This is a genomic window from Paenibacillus sp. UNC496MF, assembly GCF_900113915.1.
GTDB classification, from domain to species: Bacteria; Bacillota; Bacilli; order Paenibacillales; family Paenibacillaceae; genus Paenibacillus_Z; species Paenibacillus_Z artemisiicola.
This window is the reverse complement of sequence record NZ_FORE01000022.1, coordinates 43393-69031: the sequence shown is the minus strand read 5'-3', so window position 1 is coordinate 69031 and position 25639 is coordinate 43393. Positions and strand designations below refer to the sequence as shown.

20 protein-coding genes are annotated in these 25639 nt (G+C 62.5%); all 20 read left to right on the top strand.

The window, feature by feature from the left end; all coding sequences use genetic code 11:
- Positions 1-292 precede the first annotated feature (292 nt).
- Positions 293-2746: a discoidin domain-containing protein gene (locus BMZ79_RS31675; RefSeq protein WP_090648725.1), complete on the top strand. Its 2454-nt coding sequence runs from the start codon at positions 293-295 to the stop codon at positions 2744-2746.
- A 125-nt stretch (positions 2747-2871) separates the two neighbouring features.
- Positions 2872-3084, top strand: coding sequence for an alpha/beta-type small acid-soluble spore protein (locus BMZ79_RS31670; protein ID WP_090648723.1), 213 nt, complete (start codon positions 2872-2874; stop codon positions 3082-3084).
- Between the two features lie 219 nt (positions 3085-3303).
- Positions 3304-4035 (top strand): GDSL-type esterase/lipase family protein, encoded by a 732-nt coding sequence (locus tag BMZ79_RS31665; protein WP_090648720.1) that lies wholly within the window; start codon positions 3304-3306, stop codon positions 4033-4035.
- 453 nt (positions 4036-4488) lie between these two features.
- Positions 4489-6234: a cache domain-containing sensor histidine kinase gene (locus tag BMZ79_RS31660; RefSeq protein ID WP_218154854.1), complete on the top strand. Its 1746-nt coding sequence runs from the start codon at positions 4489-4491 to the stop codon at positions 6232-6234.
- The gene (locus tag BMZ79_RS31655) at positions 6227-7852 is read left to right on the top strand and encodes a response regulator (RefSeq protein ID WP_090648715.1); all 1626 of its coding nucleotides are present in this window, start codon (positions 6227-6229) and stop codon (positions 7850-7852) included. Before BMZ79_RS31660 ends, BMZ79_RS31655 begins: the two co-directional genes overlap by 8 nt.
- 244 nt (positions 7853-8096) lie before the next feature.
- Complete coding sequence (locus BMZ79_RS31650; RefSeq protein WP_090648713.1) at positions 8097-9026, top strand: ABC transporter permease; 930 nt, start codon at positions 8097-8099, stop codon at positions 9024-9026.
- A 13-nt stretch (positions 9027-9039) separates the two neighbouring features.
- The gene (locus tag BMZ79_RS31645) at positions 9040-9918 is read left to right on the top strand and encodes a carbohydrate ABC transporter permease (RefSeq protein WP_090648710.1); all 879 of its coding nucleotides are present in this window, start codon (positions 9040-9042) and stop codon (positions 9916-9918) included.
- An 86-nt stretch (positions 9919-10004) separates the two neighbouring features.
- Entirely contained in the window at positions 10005-11714 is a 1710-nt protein-coding gene (locus tag BMZ79_RS31640) for a type 2 periplasmic-binding domain-containing protein (RefSeq protein WP_090648707.1), read from the top strand.
- A gap of 170 nt (positions 11715-11884) precedes the next feature.
- On the top strand, positions 11885-12568 hold the full coding sequence (locus BMZ79_RS31635; RefSeq protein ID WP_090648704.1) for an SGNH/GDSL hydrolase family protein: 684 nt from the start codon (positions 11885-11887) through the stop codon (positions 12566-12568).
- A 687-nt stretch (positions 12569-13255) separates the two neighbouring features.
- Positions 13256-15022: a cache domain-containing sensor histidine kinase gene (locus BMZ79_RS31630; RefSeq protein WP_090648702.1), complete on the top strand. Its 1767-nt coding sequence runs from the start codon at positions 13256-13258 to the stop codon at positions 15020-15022.
- Positions 15019-15822 (top strand): response regulator transcription factor, encoded by an 804-nt coding sequence (locus tag BMZ79_RS31625; protein WP_090648699.1) that lies wholly within the window; start codon positions 15019-15021, stop codon positions 15820-15822. Before BMZ79_RS31630 ends, BMZ79_RS31625 begins: the two co-directional genes overlap by 4 nt.
- Positions 15823-15963: 141 nt before the next feature.
- Positions 15964-17346, top strand: a complete 1383-nt coding sequence (locus tag BMZ79_RS31620; RefSeq protein ID WP_256253285.1) for an extracellular solute-binding protein — start codon at positions 15964-15966, stop codon at positions 17344-17346.
- Positions 17347-17442: 96 nt separating this feature from the next.
- Complete coding sequence (locus BMZ79_RS31615; protein WP_090648697.1) at positions 17443-18324, top strand: carbohydrate ABC transporter permease; 882 nt, start codon at positions 17443-17445, stop codon at positions 18322-18324.
- A 37-nt stretch (positions 18325-18361) separates the two neighbouring features.
- Positions 18362-19228, top strand: coding sequence for a carbohydrate ABC transporter permease (locus tag BMZ79_RS31610; RefSeq protein WP_256253290.1), 867 nt, complete (start codon positions 18362-18364; stop codon positions 19226-19228).
- Positions 19229-19262: 34 nt separating this feature from the next.
- The gene (locus tag BMZ79_RS31605) at positions 19263-20252 is read left to right on the top strand and encodes a glycoside hydrolase family 43 protein (protein ID WP_090648694.1); all 990 of its coding nucleotides are present in this window, start codon (positions 19263-19265) and stop codon (positions 20250-20252) included.
- A 190-nt stretch (positions 20253-20442) separates the two neighbouring features.
- Entirely contained in the window at positions 20443-20802 is a 360-nt protein-coding gene (gene nrdI / locus BMZ79_RS31600) for a class Ib ribonucleoside-diphosphate reductase assembly flavoprotein NrdI (protein WP_090648692.1), read from the top strand.
- Positions 20789-22873, top strand: coding sequence for a class 1b ribonucleoside-diphosphate reductase subunit alpha (nrdE, locus tag BMZ79_RS31595; protein ID WP_090648689.1), 2085 nt, complete (start codon positions 20789-20791; stop codon positions 22871-22873). The genes nrdI and nrdE overlap by 14 nt, the downstream gene beginning before the upstream one ends.
- A gap of 41 nt (positions 22874-22914) precedes the next feature.
- A complete protein-coding gene (gene nrdF, locus BMZ79_RS31590; protein WP_177222455.1) occupies positions 22915-23877 on the top strand; it encodes a class 1b ribonucleoside-diphosphate reductase subunit beta in 963 nt (320 codons plus the stop codon).
- A gap of 193 nt (positions 23878-24070) precedes the next feature.
- Positions 24071-24475, top strand: a complete 405-nt coding sequence (locus BMZ79_RS31585; protein WP_090648683.1) for a hypothetical protein — start codon at positions 24071-24073, stop codon at positions 24473-24475.
- A 654-nt stretch (positions 24476-25129) separates the two neighbouring features.
- A complete protein-coding gene (locus BMZ79_RS31580; RefSeq protein WP_090648681.1) occupies positions 25130-25630 on the top strand; it encodes a CcdC protein domain-containing protein in 501 nt (166 codons plus the stop codon).
- Positions 25631-25639: the final 9 nt, after the last annotated feature.

Here is a 25639-nt window from a genome sequence, read left to right as displayed (position 1 = left end):
GGCCGCGGCTGGTCGAAGTCCATCCGTTCACCTCCGGTACGTTCATGATCGCCGCGCGTGCGCCGGCCGTTTCTATTCCGTATGCGAAAGCGGGCGTCAGGTAATGGCGCAAGCGGCCGAAAAGCGGGACGATCCGCCTAATTTCGAGCCCAAAGCCATGCTTGCCGGTACGGAACCGCTCTCGCGCCTGGCGATTTGGAACGATTTTAAACGTTTTGTCACACAATGAGGTAAATAAAGGCAAATTTTGCGGGGGGAGGGGTCGATATAGGAAGAGAGGAGGTTTGATCGGATGGAAAAAAGGGCAATGGTTGTCAAAATTGCGTTGGCGTTCCTGTTGGCTTTGGCATCGACGGCGGTATTCAGTCCGACCGATAAAGTCCGAGGTGAGGGGAAAGTGCTGAGAACGGGCAATTACGCGTTAAGCCCCGCTCCGAACGGAGGAAATTCTCCGGATCTGGAAGCGACCGGGCTGATCGCCGCATCAAGAGGCGTGCTGTACGACGGGACCGCGGCTTATGCCGGCTGGATGGGGAGCGCGGGGTCCGCGGGGACCGTCCATGTCATGATCGATTTGCTGAAGGATTATTCGCTCGACCAAATTCGCATCGTCCTGAACGCGCCCAACAAATATTGGGGCTTCAAGGACATCACCGTCAAATACCGGCCGGAGGCCGCGACGGGGTATTACATCGCGACCCGGCACGTCAAGCAGGGGACCGACTTGAATTACGCGGTCACGGTGCCGATGGCGAATCAGGCGGCGCGCTTCATCGTGCTGGACATCCGCCGCACCCAGGCCTACCAGCACATTCCGCTGACGGAGCTCGAAATTACGGAAGGCACGGGCACGCCCGGTCAAAATCCGGCTCCGCCGTTCACGGTGGCGCAATTGAAGGCCGAATTGAACAAAGACGCCCTGATCGCGGATCGCTTCGGGCAGTGGATCAACGACCCGTGGCCGGGCAAAGTGACGTCCGACGCCCAGCTGCGGCAGGAATACGCAACCGAGGCCGTCGCGCTGGCGAACGTCAAGCTCGACCCGGCCAAGTACGATGCCTACGGCGGGATCAAGAGCGTGGGGCAGTTCGAGGCGTCGGGCTATTTCCGGCTGCAGCAGATCGGGGGGAAATGGTGGTTCATTACGCCCGACGGGTATCCGTTCATCATGAAAGGCGTCGACGCGACCAGCCTGTGGGACCCCGGCTACCAGACGCCGACGCTCAAGGCGGACGGCACGCCGCGGCAAATTTTCGAGGCGCTGCCGGACCGGACCGCGTACGCGCCCGCGTATACGAAGGATACGAACGGCGAGTACGTCAGCTTCGTCGTGGCGAACGTGATGAAGAAGTACGGCGACAATTTCGAGGCGAAGTGGGAGGACATCACGAAGAAGCGCCTGATCCAATGGGGCTTCAACGCGTTCAGCAAGTGGACCAAGCCGAAGGGCGTGGCGTTCCCGTACGTGCAGGTGCTGCAGGACCCTCCTACGCTGCGAAGGATCCAGTGGTCGTACGACGTATTCGATCCGCAGGCCGCGCCGACCATCGAGAGCGCGCTGAAGGCGCAGCTGACGACCGGGAAAGCGAGCAAATGGCTGATCGGCTACACGTACGACAACGAAGCGGGATGGACGACGGATATCGTGAAGTCCGTGCTCGCTTATAAGTCGGATTCGCCGGCGAAACAAGCGTTCGTGGACTTCCTGGCCCCGAGGCACAACAGCGATCTGGCTGCCGTCAACCGCCTGCTCGGCACGAACGCCTCGTCGTTCGAGGCGCTGAAGGACACGCCGATCGACATCGCCAAGGTGCCCGCCGCGGACGTCTCGGCGTATCTCAAGCTGGCGTCGGCGACGTATTTCTCGACGGTCCGGACCGTCATCAAGAAGTACGACCCCAACCATCTGTTCATGGGCGCCAACGTCGTGCCGACCTGGCGGACCAGCCTGGAGTGGGACCAAGGCGCCATGCCGTACGTCGACGCCTTCTCGGTGGACAGTTACACGCGGGACGCCGCCTGGATGGACCGGTACGAGCCGTACGGCAAGCCCTTGCTGAACCTGGAGCATTCCTTCGGCTCCTCCGACCGCGGGCTCTCGTACATCAGCGCGCCGACGAAGACGACCAGCATCGCGGAGCGGGGCGACGCCTATCAGGCGTTCGCGGAGAGCCAGGCCGCGAATCCGCTGTTCGTCGGCTCCGGCTGGTACGCTTATTACGACCAACCCGTAACGGGGCGCGCGGATACCGAGAATTACAACATCGGGCTCGTCAATCAGCAGGATCAGCCGTACACCGAGATGATCGAGCGGATGAAGTCCGCGCACGCCGTGCTGGAAGCGATCCATCAATACGGCCCGAACCTCGCGTCGGGCGCCGCCGCGACGGCCAGCTCGTCCTACGCCGCCGCGCTCGCGGCCGCGAACGCGACGGACGGCAGCGGCTCGACCCGCTGGGGCTCGAAGTATAACGACAACGAGTGGATCCGGGCGGACCTCGGCGCGGTCAAGACGGTGAACCGAGTCCGGCTGAGCTGGGAGAACGCCTACGGGAAAGCGTACAAAATCCAGGTCTCGTCCGACGGCACGAACTGGCAGGACGTCTACGCGACCAGTACGGGCAACGGCGGCGTGGACGACATTTCGTTCACGGCGACGAGCGCCAGGTACGTCCGGATGCTCGGCGTCCAGCGCGGCTCCGCGTACGGCTATTCGCTCTGGCGCTTCGAGGTGTATGCCCCTTAACGGTGCCTTGAGCAACGCGGATTCCGCCCGCGGGCGAGCCCGCCAAAAAAATGATGCGGGCTTGCATACTTTGGTTTGATTTGGTGACATTAACATCAATCCCAAATCAAAGGAGGGCTTTACAAATGGCAAAGAACACATTGGTGGTACCGCAAGCGTCGCACGCGCTCGACATGCTCAAATTCGAGGTGGCCCAAGAACTCGGCATTCAGCTTTCTCCGGATGGGTACAACGGAAATCTGTCGACGTACAACGCAGGCAAAATCGGCGGCTCGATCACGCGCAGACTGGTGCAAATCGCCGAACAAAGCCTTGGCGGCGCGCAAAGCTTCCGTTAATCGGCAAGCGAGCGGTTCTATCGACAAGCGGGACGCCGTAACGGCGTCCCGTCTTCACGGGCGGGCCTTTCCTTCGGGAAAGGCCTGCTTTTTTGCGTTTGGCGGCCCATGCGCGAAGGGGAGGGCTGACGGAGGCGGCTCCGTCCGCTATAATGAGGTCCGTAACGGTCGGCCGGCAAGCGGCCGGCCGAAGGACATCGACGCGGGAGGTTGACGGGAATGGAGAAGACGGCAGAGGAGAGCAGGGGCGGCGGCCCCGAGGCCAATACGGCGGTCGTGCCGGTGCCGAAGCTGGAGGAAGACAGCTACGATTGGTGGACGCGCCATGAGCTTGTGCTGCGGACGAAGGACGCGGTCCGGCCGGACATCGTGCTGATCGGGGATTCGCTGACGCATTTCTGGGGCGGTCCCCCGGAGCCGGAATCGCGGCATGGCAGCGGGGACGCCTGGACGGCGCTGTTCGGCGGCCGCCGGGTACTTAATCTGGGCTTCGGCTGGGACCGCACGCAGAACGTGCTGTGGCGGCTGGACCAGGGCCAGCTGGACGGGCTGTCGCCCGAATGGATCGTGCTCAACATCGGAACGAACAATACGAGCGAGACGGTCAACGCCCGCGCCAATACGGCGGACGAGATCCGCGACGGCGCCCGGGCGATTATCGAACGCGCGCGGGCGAAGGCGCCTTCGGCGCGCCTCGTCCTGATGGCGGTGTTCCCGCGCGAGGAAGCGCCGGATCATCCGCGGCGGGCGCTCATTCGCGAGATCAACGCGCGGTACGCCGAGCTGGCCGGAGAGCTCGGCGCCGTCTTCGTCGACATCGGGCCGGAGCTGCTGGACGCGGACGGCACGCTGCCGAAGGAGATCGCCTTCGACGGATGCCACTTGACGGAGCGGGGCTACGAGCGCTGGGCCGCCGCGCTGCGCCGGACGTTCGGGTTCGAGGAAGCCTAAGCCGCGCTTGTCCCCTGAACGTCGGCGCGGGAGAGGCAGCGAGGGTGTGGAGCGGGGAACGGGGAACGGGAAGTTCGGCGTAATCCGGGCCTTCATCGCAACGACGCTTCGCGAGGACCGCGAAGCTTGATTCGCTCCTAGAAGCGCGGCCCGCGCAAGGAAGCGCGATAGAGTCCGTCGTCCGGCGCCCCTGCGCCGGACGGCGGACTTCTTCGTGCTTCAGGCCGATTCGTGCCGTTCTCAACCGCCGGACCGCTTGAATTCGATCGCGAACGGCATTGCGCAGCCTGGGAACAAGACGGCGCGACGTTCCAGTTTTCGCCATTCCCCGCAACCGGGACGGGTGGTACAATGAATCGGTATTGAAGGGCAGGGAAGGATGGAAACGCCATGACGCGACTCGCGCGGCTATTTCAAAATCGGAGCGTCGTTTCGAAATTCGTCGCCATTTACGTGTCAATCTTGTTGGTATCGCTTTCCGTAACCGGATACATGCTGTACCGGCAGGCGTCGGAATCGGCGATCGCCCAGGCGCAGACGGTCATGGAGCAGAACCTGCTGCAGACCAAGGCGAGCATCGAGGAGAAGGTGAAGCTAACCGAGAACCTCTCGCAGCTCATCGCGTTCGACTCCCGCATCCAGACGTTTTTGGACAGCGATTTCATCAACGAGAGCTTTCAGCTGCAGGACTACCGCGACAATATCGCGCCGATCATCGACAACATCATGCGGCAGAATCCGAATATTCATTCGATCCACGTGTACATGCGGAATCCGACCATTCCGGAGCTGTACGGCGGCTACGACGGCTTCTACGCCATGGACCGGATCCGCGGGGACGCCGCTTACCAGGCGCTGCTGGCGAACGCGGCGCCCCAATCGGAATGGCGCGGCGCGCACAAGGAAATGCTGCTGCTCGTGCGGCCGGGCTTGACCCCGAAGGCGGACGTGTTCTCGTACAACCGGAAAATCTTCTCCGTCCGCGATTACGGCATATCCGGCCTGGTGGAGATCGAGATGACGCAGGCGGAGCTGTTCAAGTCGCTCAAGGATTCCATCTCGGGCCACTTGGGCAGCGTCTTCATCGTGGACGGCGGCGACCGGATCGTGTCCGACAACCTCGCCGGGACGTACGGGCAGCGGATCGAGACCGTCGGTCTCTCGGGGCTGCCGGACGACGAGAGGTCGAACGGAATCGTCTCCGTGCGAGGGGAGCGGTCGATCGTCATCTCGATTCCGGTCGGAGGCCCGGACCTGCGGGTCGTGGGGATCTTCCCCGTCAAGGGCGTGGTCGAGAAGGTGACGCATTCGATCCGCACGATGCTGGTCGTCTTGACCGCGGCGCTGCTGCTGCTCAGCCTGCTCGTCTATTTCGTGACCGTGAAGCTGCTGTCCCGCATGAAGCCGCTCCTGAAAGCGATGAAGCAGGTGCGCGAAGGCTCGCTCGACGTCTCCGTGCCGGTCGTCTGGAACGACGAGTTCTCGCAGATGGCGCTGACGTTCAACCATATGACCGGGCGCATCCACGACCTCGTGGAGAAGGTATACAAGTCCGAGCTGCTGGAGAAGGAAGCGGAGCTGAAGGCGCTGGAAGCGCAGATCAATCCGCACTTCCTGTACAATACGCTGGCGACGATCTCGTGGGTGTCGCGCAAGGCGAAGGCGCCGGAGGTCGCCCGCATCTCGGATTCGCTGGCGAAGTTTTACCGGCTCGTGCTGAACAAGGGCAGCTCGGAGACGACGATCGCGAGCGAGCTCGACATGGTGAAGGCCTACCTGGCCATTCAGAAATTCCGCTTCGAGGACCGCTTCGACGCCGTCTTCGAGATCGACGATCGGGTGCGGGAATGCGTAACGGTCAAAAACATTTTGCAGCCGCTCGTCGAAAACGCGCTCGTCCACGGCATCGAGCCGAAGCGTTCGCACGGCACGATTATCATCAAGGCGTTCCCGGAGGGCGACCGGGTCGCGCTGCAGGTCATCGACGACGGCGTCGGGATGGCCGAGGGCCGCGTCCGCGACGTCGTGGAGGGCCGGCGCCTCGACTCCTACGGAAGCGGTTACGCCGTCGCAAACATCACGAAACGGCTGCAGGCGTATTACGGGACGGACCATGCGTTGGCGCTGTTCAGCCGGCCGGGGATCGGCACGGCGGTGACCATCGCGTTTGCGGCAAGGAGGAGAACGGATCATGTATAAACTGCTCATCGTGGAGGACGAGCGGTGGGAGCGCGAAGGGCTGGTCGAATTCGCGGATTGGGCCGCGATGGGCATCGGCGCGATCGGGACCGCCTGCGACGGCATCGAAGGGCTGGAGAAGGCGATCGAGCTGGAGCCGGACATCGTCATCACCGATATCCAGATGCCCGGCCGGAACGGGATCGAGATGGCGCGGCTGATCAAGGAGCGGCAGCCCGATGCGGGCATCGTCGTGCTGACCGGGTACGACGATTTTCAGTTCGCCCGCGACGCGCTGCGGTTCCGCGCGGTCGATTACCTGCTGAAGCCGATCGAGGAAGAAGAGCTGCTGGCGACGATGGCGCGGGTGATCCGGCATTGCGAGGAGACGCGCCGGGTTCGGCTCGAGGAGGCGCGGAAGGCGCGGACGTACGAGACGGGCCGCCGGGCCGCCCTGCAGCGGACGTTCGCGGCGCTGCTGGCGGGCCGCGAAGCCGGCACCGAAGCGGAGGCGGCCGTCGGCGCGGCGCTGGCCGCGGGCCGCACCGGCGCGGCGGACGGGCCGTATGCCGTCTGGTCGCTGCGGCCGCCGGCCGCGGACGGCGCGCCGGACCCGGACGCGCTGGCGGATTGGGCGGAGGAGGCGCTCGGCCGCCCGGTGCTGGTCCGCGCGGCCGGCGAGGCGGGCAGCGCCGAATTCGCGCTGCTGTTCGCGCTCGCCGCGGGCGAAGCGGACCGGCAGCGCGAGCTGGCGGAGCCGCTGCTGCGCAAGCTGGCGGCCGCGACGCCGGCCGGGCCCGAAGGAGACGGCGCGTGGACGATCGGGCAAGGCCCGGCCGCGGAGACGCTGGCCGAGGCGGGCGCGTCCCTCGGCGACGCGGGCCGGGCGTTGAAGCACGCGCTGTGGACCGGAGCGGCCGGCGCGATCGGCTGCGCGGAAGCGGCGGCCGCGGAGCGCGCGTTCGAGCCGCGGGCGGAAGCGTTCGCCGGCGCGTGCCGGGAACTGTGCAAGCGCATACGGAACAAGCTCGGCGCGGGCGACGACCGCGGGACGGAGGCGGCGGTGGACGAGCTGTTCGCGTGCATCGCCGCGCATCCCGGCGCCGGCCGGACGTACGCCGGCGGCCTGCTCGGCGGCTTGCTCGACGGCCTGTGGACGCTCGCCGCGCCGACCGGCCAAGGCGCGGCGGCGGGCAGCGCGGGCGACCTGGCCGAGGTGCTCGCCTGCGAGCGGCAGGCGGACATGAAGCGCCGCGTCCTCGCGGCCGTGCGCCGAATCTCCGCGCGGCTGCACGAGAAGCGGGACCATAAGGACGATTACGTCGTGGGCCGCGCGCTCCGCCTGATCGAGGAGCGGTACGGCCTGACGGAGCTGAGTCTGGCGTATCTGGCCGCGGAGGTGTTCGTCTCGCCGAACCACCTCGGCATGCTGTTCAAGCGCCAGACCGGCAAGACGCCGCTCGCCTACATCCAGGAATACCGGCTCGCGCGGGCGGAGGAGCTGCTGCGGACGACGAAGCGGCGCGTCTCCGCGATCGCCGAGGAGGTCGGCATTCCGAACACGTCTTACTTCGGCGCGCTGTTCAAGCAGGCGTACGGGATGACGCCGGGCGAGTACCAGGAGACGACGCAGCGTTGACGCGGCGCCCCGTTCATACAGTAGAGCGCGCCCGGCGACGGGCGGCGCGGCGAATGTCCCGGCGGCCGGATCGGCTGCCGGGACATTCGTCCGTTCGGCGGCCGACGGGGAACGGTTCGCGAGAGCGTTTACAAGAATCGTTGGTTTCTGATAGCCGCGTTCGTTTTTTGCATATCCGCGCGGACGCGCGGTTTTTATAATTAACTATGCCGACATACGAAGCGAGAACGAAAGGAAGTCGACCATGAACCGTGTTTCCCCCAAAAGCAGCCTGTCGAAAAGGCTCTGGCTGCAGCGTTACCTGATGCTGCTGACGCTGCCCGCCGTCCTCTGGATGATGATGTTCAACTACGTCCCGATGTACGGCGTGATCATCGCGTTTCAAGAGTATACGCCGTTCCAGGGCTTCATCCACAGCCCGTGGCTCGGTCTCGGCAACTTCCGCGAGCTCTTCGCCGATCCGACGTTCCGGCAATCGCTGACCAACACGTTCACGATCAGCGTCGCGAAGCTGGCGTTCGGGTTCCCCGCGCCGATCATCCTTTCGCTGCTGTTGAATGAACTCGTTTTCAAACGGTTCAAGCGCATCGTGCAAAGCTTGACGTACCTGCCCTACTTCGTGTCCTGGGTGCTCGTCGTCGGATTCATGTATACGCTGCTCGATCCGGAGACGGGCGTCATCAGCAAGCTGCTGGTCAAGCTTCACCTGATTGGAAGCGATGTCATGCTGATGGGCAGCGCGCATTCCTTCCTGACGCTGGTCGTCGTGACCGAGATTTGGAAGAACGTCGGCTGGAACTCCATCATCTACCTGGCGGCCATCGCGGGCATCGACCCGCAGCTATACGAAGCGGCCGTCGTGGACGGCGCGAACCGCTTCCAGCGCGTCTGGCACATTACGCTGCCGGCGCTCAAGCCGACGATCATCATCCTGCTGATCCTCTCGATCGGGGGCCTGGTGAACTCGAACTTCGACCAGATGTTCCTGATGCAGAACTCCATGACGCAGGACGCCGCCAACGTGCTGGCCGTCTATTCCTACAAGACGGGCCTCGTGTCCGGACGGTTCTCGTACGGCACGGCCATCGGCCTGTTCCAGTCGCTCGTCGCGTTCGTCCTGATGTACGTCGCCAACTACTCGTCGCGGAAGCTGACGAAAGAAAGCTTGTTCTAGGAGGAGAAACCGCATGATGACCTCATCGCGAAGCTGGAGCGGAAGAAGCTTCGACGCGCTCAACGTGATTCTGATGCTCGCGCTCTGCATCGTTACGCTCTACCCGTTCTACAACATCGTCATCACGTCGTTCAACGACCCGACCGACGCCGCCCGCGGCGGCATCACGCTGTGGCCGCGCGTGTTCTCGGTCGACAATTACCGCATCGTGTTCCGGGACGAGAACATGCTGCACGCCTTCCTCGTCACGATCGCGCGGACGGTCGCCGGCACGGCCGCGGCCGTGCTGTTCACCGGCGCCTTCGCGTACGGCATCTCGAAGAGCGAGCTGATCGGCCGCCGATTCTTCCTGATGATGGCGATCGTCACGATGTATTTCAGCGGCGGCATCATTCCGTACTACCTCGTCGTCGCGAAGTATTTGCACCTGAAGGGCCACTTTCTCGTCTATATCGTTCCGAACCTGTTCAACGTCTTCAACGCGATCATCATGCTGACGTTCTTCCGCGCTCTGCCGAAGGAGATCGAGGAATCGGCGAAAATCGACGGCGCCAACGACCTGCGGATCTTCTTCCAGCTCGTGCTGCCGGTCTCGAAGCCCGTACTGGCGACGATCGCGCTGTACAACGCGGTGTTCCATTGGAACGCCTGGTACGACGCGATGCTGTTCGGCGGCGACAAGCTGCCGACGCTGCAGCAGATTCTGATGCAGATCATCAGCTCCAACAGCAACGTCAGCCAATTGGCGAGCCAGCTCGGCTTCGGCGCGGTGTCGGCCGCTTCGCTGAAGCTGGCGACGATGGTCATCACGACGCTGCCGATCGTGTTCACGTACCCGTTCGTGCAGAAGTATTTCGTGCAGGGCGTCATGATCGGCTCGGTCAAAGGCTGATCCGTTCCACAGCGGCTTTACCGGCTTCACGCCGTTTAAAGTATACAGATGGAGACACGCTAGACATTATTCGAGGAGGTCGCATCATGAAAAAGAAAGGCATATCGGCCCTGGCCGCCGCCGCGCTCGTGCTGACGGCGCTGACGGGCTGCGGCTCGAACGACGGCGCAAACGACGCGGCGAACGCCGGCGCTGCCGGCGGCGCGAACGGAGCCGCTGCCGGCAACGCCGGCGGCAACGCGCAGCAAACGGCGGACGGCCCGTCGTGGAAGCAGGATACGTCGCCGTTCACGTTCACGCAATATTTCTACGGCAACTGGGCGTCCAGCTACTTATGGAAGGACCAGTACGCGATGAAACTGGCGACGGAGAAGACCGGCGTCACGGTCGACCGGAAGCTCGCGACCGGCAGCGACGACGATTACCTCAACACGATGATCGCTTCCGGCGACCTGCCCGACACGATCATGCTCGATTGGAACAATCCGGCCGTCTCGAAGCTGATCAAGAACGGCATGGTCTATTCCATGGACGAACTGATGGACAAGTACGCGCCGGAGTTCAAGGCGCAGCTCGATCCCGACATGGTCAAGTACCATTCGATCGACGGCAAGCTGTGGTACTTGCCGAACCTGTACGAGACGAAGGACCGGCTGAAGAGCGGGGTGCCGATCGTGGCGGTACGGCCGTGGTTCATCCGTTCCGACATCTACAAGGCGATCGGCAGCCCGACGATCGCGACGACCGACGATCTGTTGAACGCGCTTAAGCTCGCGAAGGAGAAATTCCCCAAGATCAGCCCGGTCGGCGTGGAGTTCTTCGACGTCAACAAGAACGGCTTCGGCGGCAGCAATTCCATGGACTATTTGATCGATTCGTTCTCGCCGCATCTGCTCGAGGAGCGCGTCAAGGACGACCGGCAGCTCGTGGAATACCCGATGCGCAACAAGGGCTTCATCGACGCCTTCCGGTTCATGAGCCAGCTGAGCCGCAACGGCCTGCTCGATCCGCAGTTGCTCATCTACAAGCAGGAGCAATACGAGGAGAAACTCTACGGCGCGCAGTACGCGGTCGCGTCCCAGTTCATGAACAACATGTACACGATGTACAATCCGAAGATCGAAAGCACGCTCGGCAAGGACCAGACGTACACGGTCCTGGACGGCCTGAAGGCGAACGGCCAAGCGCCGCGCTACCCGGCGTCCCGACTCATGGGCTGGCAGGGCTTCTTCGTGACGAAGAGCGCGAAAAATCCGGAGCGGATCATCCGGTTCGCCGAGTACGCCTGGTCGGACGAAGGCCAAATGGACATGCGATACGGCAAGGAAGGCGAGACGTACGACATGGTCGACGGCCTGCCGAAATACAAGCAGGACATTCTCGACATGTCCATCAAGGATAACGCCACGTTCAACGCGAAGTACGGCTTCAGCGATTCGACGCTGCTCTTCCGGGCCGGCAAGGCGTGGGACGACGCCGCGGCGCGCGATCTGAAGGAGAGCCAGCCGGATCAATACGCGGCGAGCAAGCTGCTGGAGAAATACAACTTCGACGATTATTCGCTCGGCATGGAGAACCTCGAGCCGGACGGCTCCACGCCGGAGGGCACGATCAACGCGAAGGTCAAGGACCTGTGGAACAAAACGATTCCGAAGCTGATCCTGTCCAAGACGGACGCGGAGTTCGACGCCGCGTACAATGGCTTCCTGAAGCAGATGGACCAAGTCGGCGCCGAGAAGGTCGAAAAAGTGATGTACCAGCGCCACCTGGGCGATCTGAAGAAGAAGGGTTTTTAATCGCCGGGCACGGCCGCAAGGACGATCGGGACGGGCTGCCGCATGCCGGCAGCCCGTTCGCCGTGGCGCCGGGCGAGCTAGGCGGACCGTAAGCGCAAGAACAAGTGCAAGTGCAAGTGCAAGTGCAAGTGCAAGTGCAAGTGCAAGTGCAAGAGCGAGAGCGAGAGCAAATGCAAGAAGGAGGAGAAGCGCGCGTGAGCGACAACCAAACGCTGCTGTTCATCGGCGATTCCATCACGGACGGCGCCCGCGGCCGAACGAGCGACCCGAATCATATCTTAGGACACGGCTACGTCTTCCAGATCGCGGGCAAGCTGGGGCTCGAGTATGGCGCGGACGCGCCGCGGATCGTGAACCGCGGCGTCAGCGGCGACCGCGCGTCCGACCTGTACGCGCGCTGGAACGAGGACGCGATCGCCGTGCGGCCGGATGTCGTCAGCATCCTGGTCGGCGTGAACGATGCCTACTACATCGTGAACGGCGATCCCCGCGGCGCGAGCGACCGGTTCCGCCGGACGTACGGCCATCTGCTGGAGGAGACGCGGACGGCGCTGCCGGACGCCCGGGTCGTGCTGCTCGAGCCGTTCGCGCTGCGGACCGGCGGCGTCGTGGAGCGATGGGACGCGTGGTCGGCGAAGCTGGCGGAGTACCGGCTCGCGGTCGGGGAGCTCGCCCGCGAGCACGGGGCGACGTTCGTGCCGCTCCAGGCGCTTTTCGACGACGCCTGTCTGCGGGCGCCCGAGTCGCATTGGCTTTGGGACGGCATCCATCCGACGGCGGCCGGCCACGAGCTGCTCGCGCGCCAATGGCTGGACGTCGCGGCGTTCCGTCCGCGGGGTCGGACCGGGGATTAGCGGGAGAACGGTCCCGATGAAGGCACGAAGGATGTTGGCCGGCAGAACGATAACAGGGCAGAACGGCAGCATGGCTGTACGTACAAGGTAATGGAATCGAATACGGCATTGTTGCACACGGCGCATCCGAAATACGGTATGAGTCAAGGCCGCCCGACGGGGCGGCCTTTTACTAGGCCGCGAAGCCCGGCTTGCCGCCGTGCGCCGGCGACTGCGATGCATGCGTTCGCTCGGTACCGCCCGACAGGGCGGTTTTTTTGTAGGCTTCGGCACTTGTTGGACGCTTAGTTCGGCACTTAGTTCGGCGCTCGTCCGGCACTTGGTTCGGCGCTCGTCCGGCACTTGGTTCGGCGCTTGTCCGGCACTTGGTTCGGCGCTTAATTCGGCACTCGGTTCGGCGCTCGTCCGGCAACCTGCTTCGCCGCCATGGGCCGCCGACTGCGATGCTTCCGCAAGATGCCGCCCCGACGCTCCTCGCTCCGCCGTCTCGAGTGACGCTCATGATAATAGCGGCACAGACGCCGATTCCCCCCTCCCGCCGCGCTTCTTTTGCCTGACATCCCATATTCCCATCGCTTCGAAGTCATGTTATGGTAGGAGATGCGAAATCGCTTACACCTGTCCGATCGGGACAAGCCCGAAGCGACGGGCTATTGACGCGGGAAGAAGAAAGGAAGGTTGAGGCGCATGTGGCCGAAGCTGTCGAAACTGAATACGCTGCGCAATCAGATGCTGCTCGGCTTCCTGTTCATCATGCTGATCATCCTCGCGTTCGTCGGCGGCATCACGTTCAACGCGGTTTCGGAGCTGCTGAAGAACAACGCCGAGAAGCATATCCAGCAGACCGCGGTGCAGGCGAACGGCCGGCTGGAAAGCGTGCTCGACCAGATCGATTCGCTGACGACGCTCGTCTCGACGAACGGCTACGTCCAGCAGCTGCTCTTGAAGGACATGCACGGCAAGCCGTCGACGTTCGCCGAGCGGCAGGCGCTGCCGCCGATCATCAACCTCGTGCAGATGTACACGGACGGCATCAAGTCCGTCGAGCTGTACAACAAGGACGGGGAACGGCTGTATCCGCTCGACGGCGGCAATCTCGGCGACAAGGTGAGCGAGGATTGGATCGCGCAGACGACGGCGAAGAAGGGCGGCATCGTCTGGTTCGGCATCGATCCGTCCGACCCGTCGTCGCTGCTCGCGATGCGGCGCATCAGCCTCGTGGACCAATATTTCTCCACGGGCGGCTACCTGCTGATTCGCGCCGACCGGGGCAAGTTCGCGCTCAAGGCTCCGCTGTCCGGCGAGGGCCAATCGGAGACGATGCTGCTGATCGCCCGCGACGGACAGCTGATCGCGTCGAACGACGACGCCGTCTCGCAGGCGGAGGCCGCGGGATTGACGGCGTCGAACGATCAGACCGTCGCGATCGGCAGCCGTTCGTTCATCCTCGTCAAGCAGCGGTCGTCCGTCACCGGCTGGACGCTGCTCATCCTGACGCCGGTCGATACGATCACGAAGGGGATCTCGGTCGTGCGGACGACGATCGTCGTCTCGGCGTGCATCGGCACGTTCCTGTTCGCGCTGTTCTCGTTCTTCCTGTCGACGATGATTACCCGGCCGGTGTTCCGGCTGATCAAGACGATGCGCGGCACGCGCCTCGGCGTGCTGAAGCCTACGGCCTCCGTGTCGTCGACGATCGAGATCAAGGAGCTGAACCATTCCTACAACCAGATGGTCGGCAACATCAACGGGCTGATCAAGCTCGTGTACGAGAAGGAGCTGTCGCAGAGCCGCACGGAGCTGAAGGCGCTTCAGGCGCAGATCCATCCGCACTTCCTGTTCAACACGCTCGACGCGCTGTACTGGTCGCTGCTGGACAAGGACGAGGACGAGCTGGCGTCGTACGTCGTCGCGATGTCCGACCTGTTCCGGTACACGATCACGGGGCCGAACAAAGACGAATGGGTCGCGCTGCGCGACGAGCTCGACCATGTCGAGCGGTACTTGCTGATCATGAAAATGCGGTTCGGGGACCGGCTCGCCTGGCGGATCGACGCCCCGCCGGAGCTCGCGGACGCGCAGCTGCCGAAGCTGCTGCTGCAGCCGCTCGTGGAGAACGCCATCCTGCACGGCCTCGAGAGCCGCATCGGGCCCGGGCGCGTCGACGTGTCGGTCGCGCGCGACGGAGACGACGTCGTCATCGCGGTGGAGGACGACGGCGCGGGCATGGACGAGACGCAGCTGCGGCGCGTCATCGACGGCTTGGCGCGCGGGACCGTGCCTTCGTCCAAGAACTCGGGGGTCGGCATCGCCAACGTGCAGCGCCGGCTGAAGCTGTACTTCGGCGAAGAAGGCGGGAGCGGGAAGGTGCCGCGCCTCGTCATCCACAGCCACAAGGGAGCCGGCACGCGCGTCAGCGTCCGGATTCCCGCGAAAAGGGGGAGCACGCCATGAGAATCCGGACCATTCTGATCGTCGACGACGAGCCGCGGTCGCGGGAAGGCATGAAAAAAATGCTGGGCACCTGGGCGGCGGGGCAGTGCGAGCTGCTGACCGCGGATAACGGCGCGGCCGCGCTCCGGCTGCTGGAGGAGATGGCCGTGGATCTCATGATCACGGACATCCGCATGCCGGAGATCAGCGGCCTCGGCCTCGTCGAGCGGATGAACGCGTCGCCGCTGCCGCGCCGCCCGCCGGTCATCCTCGTCTCCGGCCACGCCGAGTTCGAATACGCCCAGCAGGCGATCCAGCTGTCGGTCGTCAATTATTTGCTGAAGCCGGTCAGCCGGGAGAAGCTGATCGCGGCGGTGGAGCAGGCGCTGAAGGCGGGCGAGGAGCGCAACCGCGTCGGGCTGATGCGGAAGCTGGCCGACCCGCGGCTCATGGAAGTCGCGGACGGGGAAGCCGCCTTAAGCGAGCCGGTCCGCGCCGCCATGCGGTACGTCGACGCCCGTATCGGCGAAGCCGTCGGCCTGAAGGAGGTCGCCGACGCCGTCCATCTGAACGGGAGTTATTTCAGCGCGCTCTTCAAGGAGCAGAGCGGCATGACGTTCAGCGAATACGTCGCCCGACGGAAGCTGCACAAGGCGAAGGAGCTGCTGCTCACGACGAGCCTGCCCGTCGCCGAAATCGCCGAACGGGTCGGCTACCAGACGGCGAAATATTTCAACAAGGTGTTCAAGGAATACGAACGCGCGAGCCCGGGACAATTCCGGAGCGGGATGCATAACGCGGAGCCGGATATCGGAACCTAAGACAGGTTCGGATGGAACATCCAAAAATAGTGGAAGTTTAACCAAACGCCGTGCCCTTATCCCTCTTGGGCGCCGATGATACACTTTAGTCAGAAGGAAAGCGCATACATCCTTCGCAACCGTTTAAGGGGGAATTCGTTCATGAAGCGCAAGATCATTTCGCTCGGCACCCTGATGACCGCGCTGCTGCTTGTTGCAACCGCTTGCGGAAGCAATTCGGGCGGCAGCGCCGACAACCAAGCCGCGAACGGCGGCGGCAATAACGCGAACGCGGCGAACGCCGGCGCCGATAACGGCAGCGCGGGCGGGAACGCCGGTTCGGACGAGAAAATCACGCTCAAAATGATGCATCTATGGCCGGACGGCAGCAACTCCGCGCAAAACAAAATGGTCACCGAGATCATCAAGGAATACGAGGAAGCGAACCCGAACGTGACCATCACGACGGAGGTGCTCGAGAACGAGCAGTACAAGAGCAAGCTGAAGGTGCTGTCCGCCTCCAACGACCTGCCCGACGTCGGCTTCACGTGGGCGGCCGGCTTCATGGATCCGTACGTGAACGGCAACATGTTCGCGCCGGTGGACGATCTCCTGCAAGGCGAGCTGAAGGACAAATTCGTCGCGGGCACGACGGAAGCGTATGCCTTCGGCGGCAAGACGTACGCGCTTCCGGTCGAGCTGAACATCGTGCCGGTGTACTACAACAAGGACATTTTCGCCAAATACGATCTGCAGCCGCCGAAGACGCTGGACGAGCTGAAGACGATCATCAAGACGCTGAGCGACAACAAAGTGACGCCGATCACGCTCGGCGGCAAGGACGCCTGGCCGTCCTCGTTCTGGTACATGTACCTGGCGGACCGCATCGGCGGGCCGGACGTGATGGACAAGGCCGTCGCGGGCAGCGACTTCGGCGACCCGTCCCTGCTCGAAGCGGCGAAGCAGGCGCAGGAGCTCGTGAACATGAACGCGTTCGTCAAGGGCTACAACGGCCTGTCCAACGACGAGGCGAAGTCGCTCTTCATGAACGAGCAGGCGGCGATGTTCGCGATGGGCACGTGGGAAGTGCCGAACTACACGACCTCGGCGGACGTGCCGCAGGCGTTCAAGGACAAGATCGGCTACTTCAAATTCCCGACGGTCGACGGCGGCAAAGGCAGCGTGGACGATTGGGTCGGCGGACCGGGCGTGGGCCTGTTCGTGTCCCAGAACTCCAAGCACGTCGACGAAGCGAAGAAATTCGTCAGCTTCTTCGTGCGGAAGTGGGGCGAGCATTCCGTCACGGACGCGGGCGTCATCCCGGCCACGAAGGTCGACACGTCCTCGGTCAAGCTGCCGCAGATGTTCATCGACCTGCTGAACGAATTGAACCAAGCGAGCAAGGTGACGCTGTACCTCGACACGCAGATGAAGCCGGGCGCTTCCGACGCGCATCATAACCTGGTGCAGGCGCTGCTCGGCAAAGCCGTAACGCCGGAAGAATTCATCAAGAAGCAGGACGACGCCCTCAAGGCGGGCAAATAACGACATCCGGGCCATCGGCCGGGGGACGGGCGCGCCGCATGCCGCGGCGGCGTCCGCTCCTTATCCGGACGACCCGGCGGGAGGCTCTGACGAACCATGAATACGGTCATGTCGAACAAACGGATCATCGCCTTGTACGTCCTGCCGTCCTTGTTCCTGCTGCTCGCGATCATCTACGTGCCGATCGTGCTGACCGGCTACTACGGCTTGATGGAGTGGAACGGCATCGGCAAGCCGGACTTTATCGGCTTGGACAACTACAAGACGCTCATGCGCGATAGCGTCTTCTGGCACAGCACGTACCATTCGCTGCTCTTCGCGCTGCTGTCGACGCTCTGCTTGATCCTGTACCTGGCGGTCGCGCTGGTGCTCTCCGGCAAGATCCGGGGCGCCAACCTGCTCCGCAAAATCTACCTGCTCCCGATGCTGCTCTCCTCGGTCGCCATCGCCCAGCTTTGGCAGAAGGTGTACCATCCGACGAACGGCATCCTGAACGGCATTCTCGAGAAGCTCGGCGTGGAGAATACGCCCAGCTGGCTGGCCGATCCGCATCTGGTGCTGTACGCGATTTTCATTCCGATTCTGTGGCAGTTCGCGGGCTTCTACATTCTCATCTACTACGCGGCGTTGAAAAACATCCCCGCTTCGCTCGAGGAAGCGGCCAGAATCGACGGGGCGACTTCGCTGCAGGTCGCGCTGCGGATCAAGCTTCCGCTGATCGCCGAGGTCCTCAAGGTAACCGTCGTGCTGGCCGTCGTCGGCTCGCTGAAGTATTTCGACCTGATCTACGTCATGACGGACGGCGGACCGAACCAAGCGAGCGAAGTGATGGCGTCCTATATGTACCACAAAGCGTTCAAGGAATTCGACTTCGGGTACGGCAGCGCAATCGGCTTCTTCCTGCTCGTCATCTGCCTGGCGGCCACCTGGGTCATCCGGCGCGCGACGGCGACCAAAGACACGATTCAATATTCCTGAACTGGAGGCGATTCCCTTGTCCGGCATCACGACCGCCATTCGACCCCGTACCGGGACGGGCGTCTCTTCGAGGCCCATCGGCAGGACGATCGGCTACGGCATCCTGTACGCCGCGCTTGCCGTCACGGCGGTGCTGCAGCTGCTGCCCCTGCTCTGGCTGCTGCTGTTCTCGCTGAAGAACAACCAGGAGATTTTCAATTTGGCGCCGTTCGCCGTGCCGAAGCAGCTGCACTGGAGCAATTACGCCACGGTATGGGAGCAGGGCAAGATCGGCCGCTACTTCCTGAACAGCATCTGGATCACGGCGGCGTCCGTCGTCTGCACGATCCTGCTCGCCAACTTCGTCACCTTCGCGATGACGCGCATGAAGTGGAAGCTTCACAAGGCGGTGCTCGGGCTGTTCATGGTCGGCATGATGATTCCCGTCCATTCGACGCTCATCCCGCTGTTCAGCCTGTTCAAGACGATTCATCTGAAGGACTCGCAGATCAGCATCGTGCTGTCCTACGTCGCCTTCAACCTGCCGCTGACGATCATGATTCTGATCGGCTTCTACTACGCGCTTCCGCGCGAGGTGGAGGAAGCGGCGGTCATGGACGGCTGCAGCGTGAACCGGATGTTCTTCCGGATCGTCCTGCCGATGACCGTGTCCGTCAGCGTCACGGCCGCCATCATCAACATGATCTACAATTGGAACGAATTCATCTTCGTCAACACCTTCCTAAGCTCGGACGGCAAAAAGACCTTGACCGTCGGCATCCAGAATTTCGTCGGGCAGTATACGACGAACTGGGGCGCGATCGGCGCGACGCTCATGATCAGCATTTTGCCGATCCTAGTCCTGTTCTTCCTGCTCAGCAACCGGATCGTCGAGGGCATCGCCGCCGGATCCGTGAAAGGCTGAGGGAAATCAATTCACGATAGAGGAGAGAGAGCCCATGTCCGATTCGCGCAAGCCGATCGCGCCGAACGAACCGATCGTCACGCATCTCTATACGGCGGATCCGTCCGCGCACGTCTTCGAGGGGAAGCTGTACGTCTATCCGTCGCACGACATCGACCACGACGGCCCGACGAACGACAACGGCGACCAGTACGCGATGGAAGACTACCACGTCCTGTCGTTCGACGAAGAGCTGAAGAGCTGCACCGACCACGGCGAGGCGCTTCACGTCCGCGACGTGCCCTGGGCGTCGAAGCAAATGTGGGCGCCGGACGCGGCGTTCAAGAACGGCCGCTATTACCTCTTCTTCCCGGCGAGGGACCACGACGGAATCTTCCGCATCGGCGTCGCGACGGGCGATTTGCCGGCGGGTCCGTTCCGCGCGGAGCCGGACTGCATACCGGGCAGCTTCAGCATCGATCCCGCCGTGTTCGTCGACGACGACGGCCGGGCGTACATGTACTTCGGCGGCCTGTGGGGCGGCCAGCTGGAGAAGTGGCAGACGGGCGAATACGTCCCGGACGCCGCCGGCCCCGAGCCGTCGGCGCCCGCGCTCGGCCCGCGGGTCGCGGAGCTGAGCGGCGACCTGCTGTCGTTCCGTTCGGCCCCGACCGAAATTCGCATCGCGGACGAGGACGGAACGCCGATCGTCGCCGGCGACGAAGACCGCCGGTATTTCGAGGGGCCGTGGATGCACAAGCACAACGGGCTCTACTACCTGTCCTATTCCACGGGCACGACGCATAAGCTCGTCTACGCGGTGAGCGACAACCCGCTCGGGCCGTTCGCGTTCAAGGGGACGATCCTGACGCCCGTCCTCGGCTGGACCACGCACCATTCGATCGTGCGCTACCGGGACAAGTGGTACCTGTTCTATCATGACGCGTCGTTGTCGGGCGGCGTCGATCACAAGCGCAGCGTGAAGTTCGCGGAATTGCGGTATCGCGACGACGGCACGATCGTAACGATCGATCCGTACGCCTGAAGCGCCGCCGCGGCAAGATCTCGGCAATCCTATGAAACGCAGCCCCCGCGGCTGCGTTTTTTTGGCGTTTCATAGAAAAAAATCGCGGTTATAAAAATTTGACAAGCACTATATATTGATATAAATTATAGTTCAACACCCTATATATTGATTCTATTTGCAGCTATCGATCGAAAAGGAGCTACCAGCCATGATCATTGCTTATGATTCCCGAACGGGCAACGTGAAGCGATTCATTCAGAAAACCGACCTTCCCGCCGTGCAAATCGAGGCGTCCACCGTGCTCGACGACCCGTTCGTTCTCGTTACATACACGACGGGCTTCGGCGGCGCGCCGGAGAAAGTCATGACCTTCCTCGAACGCAACCATCGGAACCTGGTCGGCGTCTCCGCGAGCGGCAACCGCAACTGGGGCGACCGGTTCGCCAAGAGCGCGGACGAGATTTCGCGCAGGTACGGCGTGCCCGTGGTCTCCAAGTTCGAGTTGGCGGGCACGGCGAAGGACGTCGAACGATTCGTCATGGAGGTGAGCGCGCTTGCGGCACATTGAGCTGAACAATTTGCTGATGCAGCGCGGCGAGGACGGCTTCTTCCGGCTGGAGAAGGACCGCGAGGCCGTCGACGCGTTCATGGCGGAAGCGGCGAGCCGCAGCCTGACGTTCGCGTCCACGGCGGACAAGCTGCGCTATATGATCGACCACGATTATTACGAGGATGTGTATCGCGATTATACGGCGCGGGAGGTCGACGAGGTATTCGCGCTGACGCACGGGCATCCGTTCCGCTTCGAATCGTACATGGCCGTTTCGAAGTTCTATACCGATTACGCGATGAAGAGCGACGACAAGTCGCTGTACCTGGAGCACTACCCGGACCGCGTCGCGATCGTCGCGCTGCATCTGGGCCGCGGGGACGCCGAGACCGCGCGGAAGCTGGCGCTGGCGATGATGGAGCAGCGCGTCCAGCCGGCGACGCCGACGTTCCTGAACGCGGGCAAGAGCCGCCGCGGCGAGCTGGTCTCGTGCTTCCTGCTCGAAATGGACGATTCGCTCAATTCGATCAATTACGTGCTCGCCACGTGCATGCAGCTGTCCAAGATCGGCGGCGGCGTCGCCGTCAACCTGTCGAAGCTGCGCGGCCGCGGCGAACCGATCAAGGGCGTCGAGGGCGCGGCCAAGGGCATCATGCCGGTGCTGAAGCTGATGGAGGACGCGTTCTCGTACGCCGACCAGATGGGGCAGCGCAAAGGCTCGGGCGCGGGCTATTACAATATTTTCGGCTGGGACGTCATGGAGTTCCTGGACAGCAAGAAGATCAACGCGGACGAGAAGACGCGGCTGAAGACGCTGTCGATCGGCCTCATCGTGCCGAACAAATTCTATGAGCTCGCCGAGCGCAACGAGAAGCTGCACGTCTTCGGGCCGCACTCGGTGCTCAAAGCGTACGGGACGCATCTCGACGACATGGACATGGACGAGATGTACGAGACGCTGCTGGCCGACGGCCGCGTGAAGAAGAAAGCGGTGCTGGACGCGCGGGACATGCTGACCAAGATCGCCACGATTCAGCTGGAATCCGGCTATCCGTACATCATGAACCGGTCCAACGCGAACCGGGGGCACGCGCTGCGGGGCATCGGCATGATCAAGATGTCGAACCTGTGCACGGAGATCTTCCAATTCCAGGAGACGTCCGAGATCGGCGATTACGGGCAGGCGGACGTCATCCGCCGCGACATCAGCTGCAACCTCGCGTCGCTCAACATCGCGAACGTGATGGCGCTCGGCAAGATCCGCGAGTCGGTGCACGAAGGCATGCTCGCGCTGACGGCCGTCACCGACATGACGCGGATCGAGAACGCGCCGGGCGTGGCGAAGGCGAACGACGAGCTCCGCTCGGTGGGCCTCGGCGCGATGAACCTGCACGGCTACCTGGCCAAGAACCGCATCGCTTACGAGAGCCCGGAAGCCCGCGATTTCGCGCGGACGTTCTTCATGACGATGAACTATCATTCGCTGGAATGCAGCATGGAGATCGCCCGCCGGACGGGCCGGACGTTCGCCGGCTTCGGCAAGTCGGATTACGCCAGCGGCGTCTACTTCGAGCGCTACCTGGAGACGGACTACCGTCCGGCGACGGAGAAGGTGCGGGCGCTCTTCGCGGACATCGCGGTTCCTTCCCCCGCGGACTGGGCGCGGCTGAAGGCGGACGTGGCGGAGCACGGCCTATACCACGCGTACCGCCTGGCGATCGCGCCGACGCAAAGCATCTCGTACGTGCAGAATTCGACGAGCAGCGTCATGCCGATCGTCGAGCCGATCGAGACGCGGACGTACGCGAATTCCACGACGTATTATCCGATGCCGTTCTTGAGCAAGGACAATCTGTTCTATTACAAGTCGGCTTATCAGATGAACCAGCTCAAGGTGATCGACCTGATCGCCGAAATTCAAACGCACGTCGACCAAGGCATCTCGACGATCCTGCACGTCAACAGCGACGTCTCCACGCGGGAGCTGTCCCGGTACTACGTCTACGCCGCCAAGAAGGGGCTGAAGTCGCTCTACTATACGAGGACGAACATGCTGTCCGTCGAGAATTGCATCAGCTGCGCCGTCTGAGCGGCGAAGCCATACGCGCGTAACAAGGGAGAAGAGCCGCCATGTGTGCCATGAAAGCCGTTAATTGGAATCGCCCGGACGACGATTTCACGAGCCAGTTTTGGAATCAAAATATTATGCAGTTTTGGACCGACGACGAAATCCCGCTGTCCGACGACAAAATGTCCTGGATCGAGCTGAGCGGGGCGGAGCGCGAGACGTACATGAAGGCGCTCGGCGGCCTTACGCTGCTCGACACGGTGCAGGGCGGCGTCGGCATGCCGAAGATCCTCGAGCACGTCGACGGCTTGCAGCGCAAAGCCGTGCTCGGATTCATGGGGATGATGGAGCAAATCCACGCCAAGTCGTACAGCAGCATCTTCACGACGCTCGCGTCGACGGAGGAGATCGACGCCGTCTTTCGCTGGGTCGAGGAGAACCCCCGTCTGCAGGCGAAGGCGGAGCGGATCGCCGGGTATTACCGCACGATCGCGACGGGCAAGAGCCTTTATCTCGCGATGGCGGCCTCCGTGCTGCTGGAAAGCTACTTGTTCTACAGCGGCTTCTTCTATCCGCTCTATCTCGCGGGGCAGGGGAAAATGACGAGCAGCGGCGAAATCATCGACTTGATTCTGCGGGACGAAAGCATTCACGGCGTTTACGTCGGCGTGCTCGCGCAGGAGACGTTCGCGGCGCTCGGCGAGGCGGAGCGGGCGCAGGCGCAGGAAGAATTGCTCGGTCTGCTGCACGAGCTGCACGAGAACGAAATGCGCTACACCGAGGAATTGTACGGGGCGATCGGACTGGTCGACGAGGTGAAGACGTTCGTGCGCTACAACGCCAACAAGGCGCTGATGAACCTCGGCCTCGAGCCCGCTTTCCCGGACGAGGACATCAACCCGATCGTGTTCAACGGCATCAGCACGAAGACGAAGCAGCACGACTTCTTCTCCAAGAAGGGGAACGGCTACGTCCGGACGATTCACGTCGAGCCCTTGAACGACGCGGATTTCGTCTTCGAATGAAGGAAGCGCCGGCCATCGGTGCCCGGCAGGACTCCCGCGAGCGGTCGCGGGAGTTTTTCGGCGCGGCGCGCGAAGTTTCATCCGATCTTCATGATGCGGACGACCCGCCGTGGTAAGATGAATGAACAAGGAATATTTAAACTAAATCTAAATATAATGATTGCAGATGCAGCGAATAAGGAGGACGATTCGAATGACGCATTATTTTTCCGATGAGGCTTACGTGTTCTGGGACGATGTGCTGGAGGCGGTCGTCATTCGCTGGCATGCCATGGCGGAGATGGACCGGCTGAGCGCCGTCATGACCCGTGCGATCGAGCTGGCGAAGGCGAAGCGGGCGCGCAAAGTGCTCGTCGACACCCGCCATCTCGCCGGGCTGTCGCCGCAGGACGCGCGCCGGATGACCGAGGAATGGAGCGCCCGGCTCGCGGAAGCGGGCATTCGGTACGCGGCCGCCGCGTTGCCGGATTTCGCCAATCCGCTGATCACGACGAAGTCCGAGCATCGGAACGCGGTGACGGCGGAGCAGACCGAGCTGCTGCACCCGTTCCCGGAGCTGAATCAAGCGATCGCATGGCTATCGGGCATTCCCGCCTGAGCCGCGGCGGGGGCGCCGCTCGCTAAGCGGACGCATGGCGAAGCTTGCGCGGCGGACGCCGCGGCGCTGCTCTCGGCATGACGATGCCGTCGCGGCCGAAGCGGCGGCGCGGCGCTCTTGTTCGCCGACCGAAGACCGGTCAAAGGACGATCCGCCTACGCTAATGATGGCGCCTCGCCGCGCTACGAAAGAGCAGCCGAATTCGGCTGCTCTTTTTTTTGGCTAGACCTGGCGCGATTGCGATTGCCGTTGCCGCTGTCGCCGATCGAACACGCCAAAGCCCGCGTCGCAGTCCGGATCCGCGGCAGTATGGGAGGGGCGATACATGAGTCGCCGCCTTTTGTTCATAGTAAAGAATAGACCAGACCGTAACCGTAAGCCTCCTAAAGGAAATGATTTCGGTTTCCGGCCCGTGGTAGACGAACTATCCGGCGCTTGCGCTGCGTCTATATACATAGGACGCTTTCTTGCGAGGTACAAGATCAGGAATTGCAGTTCTCTTGACGATAAATACATAATTGTTTACTATGTTTACAAGCAATCCAAAACTAGTTTTCGGATTACCATCGATTCATTCGTTGATCTATATCAATTATGATATATATATATTTACTTTATTTTTAGTTCTCCCGATATGAACAAAGGAGTGGTTTCATGGACGCGTCGACATTCATCGGCTACGGCATCGCCGCCGTCGTCATCGTGCTGGTGATTTGGCTGAGATCCCGGGGGAAGCGCCGGCCGGTTCGGAACAACGGCATCGGCATGCTGATGCCCGTTTTCGTGCTGTTGGCCGCGTTCGGCTTCGGCATCAACGCGCTGACGCAGATTCCGGATCATCCGTTCCATATGCCGGCCGCCTGGGAGCTGCTGTGCGCCTTGCTGGTCGGCTGCGGCCTCGGGTCGATCATGCTGTACCATACCGGGTACGAGAAGCTGGCGGACGGGCTCGTGTACGCGAAGCCGAATAAAAATTTCAAATACGTCCTTATCGCGATCGTCGTCATTCGGATTGCGCTGTCGGAGTACTTCAAAGGGCTGGATTATACCGAATTCACGCTGCTGACGATGGTGCTGGCGTTCGCGTACGTAAGCGTGTGGCGAATCGGCAGCTTCGTCAAGTTCCGCCAGGCGCGGCTGACGGCGGCCGAATAAGGCTCCGAG

What these genes read in the sequence shown, in the direction of transcription:
- BMZ79_RS31675 (WP_090648725.1), top strand. Translation starts at nt 293, where the DNA reads ATGGAAAAAAGGGCAATGGTTGTCAAAATTGCGTTGGCGTTCCTGTTG.
- BMZ79_RS31670 (WP_090648723.1), top strand. Translation starts at nt 2,872, where the DNA reads ATGGCAAAGAACACATTGGTGGTACCGCAAGCGTCGCACGCGCTCGAC.
- BMZ79_RS31665 (WP_090648720.1), top strand. Translation starts at nt 3,304, where the DNA reads ATGGAGAAGACGGCAGAGGAGAGCAGGGGCGGCGGCCCCGAGGCCAAT.
- BMZ79_RS31655 (WP_090648715.1), top strand. Translation starts at nt 6,227, where the DNA reads ATGTATAAACTGCTCATCGTGGAGGACGAGCGGTGGGAGCGCGAAGGG.
- BMZ79_RS31650 (WP_090648713.1), top strand. Translation starts at nt 8,097, where the DNA reads ATGAACCGTGTTTCCCCCAAAAGCAGCCTGTCGAAAAGGCTCTGGCTG.
- BMZ79_RS31645 (WP_090648710.1), top strand. Translation starts at nt 9,040, where the DNA reads ATGATGACCTCATCGCGAAGCTGGAGCGGAAGAAGCTTCGACGCGCTC.
- BMZ79_RS31640 (WP_090648707.1), top strand. Translation starts at nt 10,005, where the DNA reads ATGAAAAAGAAAGGCATATCGGCCCTGGCCGCCGCCGCGCTCGTGCTG.
- BMZ79_RS31635 (WP_090648704.1), top strand. Translation starts at nt 11,885, where the DNA reads ATGCAAGAAGGAGGAGAAGCGCGCGTGAGCGACAACCAAACGCTGCTG.
- BMZ79_RS31630 (WP_090648702.1), top strand. Translation starts at nt 13,256, where the DNA reads ATGTGGCCGAAGCTGTCGAAACTGAATACGCTGCGCAATCAGATGCTG.
- BMZ79_RS31625 (WP_090648699.1), top strand. Translation starts at nt 15,019, where the DNA reads ATGAGAATCCGGACCATTCTGATCGTCGACGACGAGCCGCGGTCGCGG.
- BMZ79_RS31620 (WP_256253285.1), top strand. Translation starts at nt 15,964, where the DNA reads ATGAAGCGCAAGATCATTTCGCTCGGCACCCTGATGACCGCGCTGCTG.
- BMZ79_RS31615 (WP_090648697.1), top strand. Translation starts at nt 17,443, where the DNA reads ATGAATACGGTCATGTCGAACAAACGGATCATCGCCTTGTACGTCCTG.
- BMZ79_RS31605 (WP_090648694.1), top strand. Translation starts at nt 19,263, where the DNA reads ATGTCCGATTCGCGCAAGCCGATCGCGCCGAACGAACCGATCGTCACG.
- nrdI (WP_090648692.1), top strand. Translation starts at nt 20,443, where the DNA reads ATGATCATTGCTTATGATTCCCGAACGGGCAACGTGAAGCGATTCATT.
- nrdF (WP_177222455.1), top strand. Translation starts at nt 22,915, where the DNA reads ATGTGTGCCATGAAAGCCGTTAATTGGAATCGCCCGGACGACGATTTC.
- BMZ79_RS31585 (WP_090648683.1), top strand. Translation starts at nt 24,071, where the DNA reads ATGACGCATTATTTTTCCGATGAGGCTTACGTGTTCTGGGACGATGTG.
- BMZ79_RS31580 (WP_090648681.1), top strand. Translation starts at nt 25,130, where the DNA reads ATGGACGCGTCGACATTCATCGGCTACGGCATCGCCGCCGTCGTCATC.